At 68.3% G+C, this 4,410-nt stretch carries 3 protein-coding genes; 2 read left to right on the top strand and 1 reads right to left on the bottom strand.

Annotated elements, in window-relative coordinates:
• On the bottom strand, window positions 1–190 hold a 190-nt coding region (locus tag QOD90_RS03965), incomplete at its 3' end, for a hypothetical protein (protein WP_526346890.1).
• A gap of 3 nt (window positions 191–193) precedes the next feature.
• On the opposite strand from QOD90_RS03965, the gene iniR reads away from it, so the two are divergent.
• Together iniR and QOD90_RS03955 are read left to right on the top strand one after the other, a co-directional pair.
• Window positions 194–2,677 carry an isoniazid response ATPase/transcriptional regulator IniR gene (gene iniR, locus QOD90_RS03960; protein ID WP_526346888.1) on the top strand — a complete coding sequence of 828 codons (2,484 nt, stop codon included), beginning with the start codon at window positions 194–196 and terminating at the stop codon, window positions 2,675–2,677.
• A gap of 235 nt (window positions 2,678–2,912) precedes the next feature.
• Window positions 2,913–4,410: 4Fe-4S dicluster domain-containing protein (locus QOD90_RS03955; protein WP_526346886.1), on the top strand; the 1,498-nt coding region annotated here is incomplete at its 3' end.

Genomic DNA, 4,410 nt, shown 5'->3' with positions numbered 1-4,410 from the left:
CCACCACGACGACGACCACCACGACCACCACCACGACGACGACCACCACGACCACCACGCCGCCGACCACCACCACGACGACCACTCCCCCGGTGATCACGACGACGACCAAGCCACCCGTCATCACGACCACGGTGGCCCCGCCCCAGACGCTGACGACGACGGTGATCGCCCCGGTGGTACCCGCCAACCCGTGACCGTCAGCGACGCGGTCGCGACCCTGGTGTCGTCGCCGACCGAGCCCGCCAAGGTGCTGGTGTCCGGCGGTGTCGGCACCGGAAAGACGTTGACGCTCAACGAGATCCGAACGGCGTTGCGCGCAGCGGGAGTCACCGTGATCGCCCGCCCCCCTCGCGACGGTGACCCGGCGAACGCGGCGGTGGTCATCGACGACGCCCACCTGCTCGGGATCACCGACCTGGAACTGCTGGTCGAGTTGGCCGGCGACCCAGCCGCGACGGTCGTGATCGCCACCGAGCCCTTGTCCCACCAATCGGCGCTCGCCGCGCTGCGCACTGCCATGACGCGGGAGGCGCCCGTCGTCACGTTGAATCCCCTGACCCCGTCGGAGGTGCACCGGATCGCCGTCGACCTCCTCGGCGTCTCACCGCCTGCGGAGTTGGTCAGGTCGACGATGGCGGCGAGCGAGGGCCTGCCGTTCCTCGTCCACCCGGCTCTCGCTGCCGTGACGTCCGTCGATGGCCCGCCGCCGAGCGAGGCCATCGCCGCGGCGACCAGGGTTGCGCTGATCGAGCGGCTGCGGCGGGTCGACGAACCGGTGCTCGACACCCTTCTTCTGTCGTCGCTCAGTCAGGAACTCGGCCCGGACGACGTGGCGGCGGCGCTGGGAACGAATCAGGACGAGGGACAGCGACTCGTCGACATCGCCAGGGCCAGTGGACTGATCGCGCCGTCGCACAGCGCCGCGTTCGCCAACGCGCTGCACCAGAGCCTTGCGCAGATCACCGGCGCAGCGCGGCATCATCGCGTCGAAACGGCGCTATTGCATTCGCAACTCGAGAAGTCGACGCTGTCGACGAGCCTCGCTCTGCGACTCGCCGAGCACGGCCTACGCGACCCGCAATTGGCGGAGGCACTCACCGATTTCGCCGCCCGCAACCAGGGCAGGCCCGCGAAGGCGGCCCGGCTGTACCGCGCCGCCATCGAGGTCGGGGCGAGCAAACTCAACGCCAACCTGGCCGACGCGCTCGCGTTGACGGGGGATTGCGCGACTGCGGGCCGGCTGGCCGATGAGTTGCTCGGCTCCGAGCTTCCCGCCGAGCGGGCCGCGGCGGTTCGCATCGCGGCGAGTGTCGCCCTGCACGACGGCAGCGCGGCGCAGGCCGCCGAACTGTTCCGCTGGCTCGGCCCGAACTCCGATGCCGTCGTCGGCGCGGCCGCGGTCGTGGCGGCACTGGGTGTCGGCGACGTCGCAGCGGCACGCGCGGCGTTGGACGTCGACACCTCCGGTCCGCCGACCTCGACCGCCCGCGCCGCCCGCGGGCTCGCCGATGGGTTGGTGCTGACGCTGGAGAGCAGCTATCCGACGGCCATCGCCCGACTGGCACAGTCGATTACGGAGCAGGCGTCGGCCGTCGTCACCCCCGACACTCCGTCGGCCCTCGTCACGCTGGTGGCGCTGCACGGCGGCGACTCCGTGCGCGCCCGCAGCGCGATCGGTCGAGCGGTGCGGAGCACCGGTGTCGACGAGGGTTTCGTCGCGCATCGGCACACGCTGTTGCTTGGCTGGGCCAGGATGCTGGACGGGCAGTTGGCGGCCGCTGCGGCCGACGCCGCCTCGGTTGCGGGAGTGAATCTGCACCGGCGCGACGCGCTGTGGGCGGCCGCGCTCCAGACCGCCGTCGCCCGTCGCGGCGGTGACACCGGTGGCGTGCAGAAGCACTGGTACGCGGCGATGGAGGTGCTCAGCGAATACTCGATGGACCTGTTCGCGTTGCTCCCACTCGGCGAGTTGTGGGTGGCCGCCGCCCGCCTGCGACAGGTAGACCTCATCCAGCCCGCATTGGATGAGGCATTCAATCTGCTTGACACACTGGGCAATCCGACACTGTGGGCGGTACCCCTGCACTGGGCCGGCGTGCACGCGGGCATCCTGGCCAACTCCCCGGGGTCGGTCGCACCGCACGGCCAGGCGTTGACCGCCGCGGCCGGTAGCAGTTCCTACGCTCGGGCGCTGGCGACCGCGGGCCGCACCTGGCTGCGGGTGCTGGCCAACCACGTCGACACCGACGAGGTGACGGCTGCGGCCCGCTCGTTGACGCAGTTCGGGCTCACCTGGGACGCGACCCGGCTCGCCAGTCAGGCGGCGCTGCAGACGCCCGACGGTCGGGTATCGGGGGCCATGCTGCAGTTGGCGCGCGACCTGAAGTTCGCCGCGTCGGGAGGTGAGGACAACGCCGACTTCGCCGAGGTGCCCGCCGTGGCCGCACCCCCGCCGGGTTCGTCGACGGCGCGGGAGTCGCGACTGTCGGACCGGGAGCGCGAGGTAGCCGAGTTGTTGTTGCAGGGCATGCCCTACCGCGACATCGGCAGTCAGCTGTTCATCTCGGCGAAGACCGTCGAGCACCACGTGGCGCGGATCCGACGCCGGCTGGGGGCCGAGTCGCGCTCCGAGCTGATCTCGATGCTGCGGGCCATCCTCGCCACGCCGGCCTGAGGATCCAGTCGTCGAAACTGCACTCACTGCTGTTCGCCGACGAATTTCACGACCGTCAGCGCGGTCTCGACGAACGTGACAACCGCCACAGCGCCACGCAACCAACCGGTGAGTTAGGTAAACCTTCGTAGCGATGCCAAACCCGTGGATGCCACTATGAGCTGGCATCTAGCGTAAGTTACCGTTCAGTAACAACACACCTTACTGCGCGGTAACTTCAACCCGGGAGGCGCGCGTGGACACGCAGACTCTGATCAGGCTGACCCTCGGCCTTCTGCTTACGGCAATCGTCTTGGCGTTCGCCGCCAAACGCGTGCTGTTCCTGGTCAACCTGATCAGCTCGGGTCAGCCCACGATCGACGAGGATGCCCGCAAGGACAACCTCAAGGCCCGCATCACCACGCAGTTCACCGAGGTCCTCGGGCAGAAGAAGTTGCTGGCCTGGTCGATCCCCGGCATCGCCCACTTCTTCACCATGTGGGGCTTCTTCGTTCTGGCGTCGGTGTACCTCGAGGCCTACGGCGTCCTGTTCAGCCCCAAGTTCGCCATCCCATTCATCGGGCACTGGGACGTACTGGGATTCCTGCAGGACTTCTTCGCGCTCGCGGTGCTGCTCGGCATCGTCACCTTCTCCATCATCCGACTCAACTCCGAGCCCAAGGAACACGGCAGGGACTCCCGCTTCTACGGCTCGCACACCGGCGGCGCCTGGCTGATCCTCTTCATGATCTTCAACGTCGTCTGGACCTATGCGCTGTTCCGTGGCGCGGCGGTCGCCACCGGGAACCTGCCCTACGGTTGGGGCGCGTTCTTCTCGCACTCCATCGGTGCCGCACTCGAACCGCTCGGCCACGGCGTCAACGAGATCATCGAGACCGTCGCACTGCTGCTGCACATCGGCGTCATGCTGATCTTCTTGCTCATCGTGCTGCACTCCAAGCACCTTCACATCGGTCTGGCGCCGGTCAACGTGACGTTCAAGCGACTGCCAAACGGCCTCGGCCCGCTGCTGCCCATGGAGTACGACCGCCAGTACATCGACTTCGAGGATCCCGCGGAGGACGCGGTCCTCGGCCGCGGCAAGATCGAGGACTTCACGTGGAAGGGCTACCTCGACTTCACGACGTGTACCGAGTGCGGTCGCTGCCAGTCCCAGTGCCCGGCGTGGAACACCGGAAAGCCGTTGTCTCCCAAGCTCGTCATCATGAACCTGCGCGACCACCTGTTCGCCAAGGCGCCCTACATCCTCGGCGACCAGGAGACCCCGCTCGAGAACACACCCGTCGGCGGAGTGGGCGAGGAACTGCGCGGCGAGAAGCACTCCGAAACCCACGCGGTCCCGGAGTCCGGGTTCGAACGAATCCTCGGCTCCGGCCCCGAGCAGGCCACCCGCCCGCTCGTCGGCACCCTCGAGCAGGGCGGCGTCATCGACCCCGACGTCCTGTGGTCCTGCACCAACTGCGGCGCGTGCGTCGAGCAGTGTCCCGTCGACATCGAGCACATCGACCACATCGTCGACATGCGCCGGTACCAGGTGATGGTCGAGTCCGAGTTCCCCAGCGAGCTCAACGGCCTGTTCAAGAACCTCGAGCGCAGCGGCAACCCCTGGGGCCAGAGCGCCAAGGAACGCACCAAGTGGATCGACGAGGTCGACTTCGACGTGCCCGTCTACGGCGAGGACGTCGACTCCTTCGACGGCTTCGAGTATCTGTTCTGGGTCGGCTGCGCCGGCG

The organism is Mycobacterium sp. (assembly GCF_032161845.1).
In the GTDB taxonomy this organism is placed as follows: domain Bacteria; phylum Actinomycetota; class Actinomycetes; order Mycobacteriales; family Mycobacteriaceae; genus Mycobacterium.
This window is presented reverse-complemented; position numbering and strand designations above follow the sequence as displayed.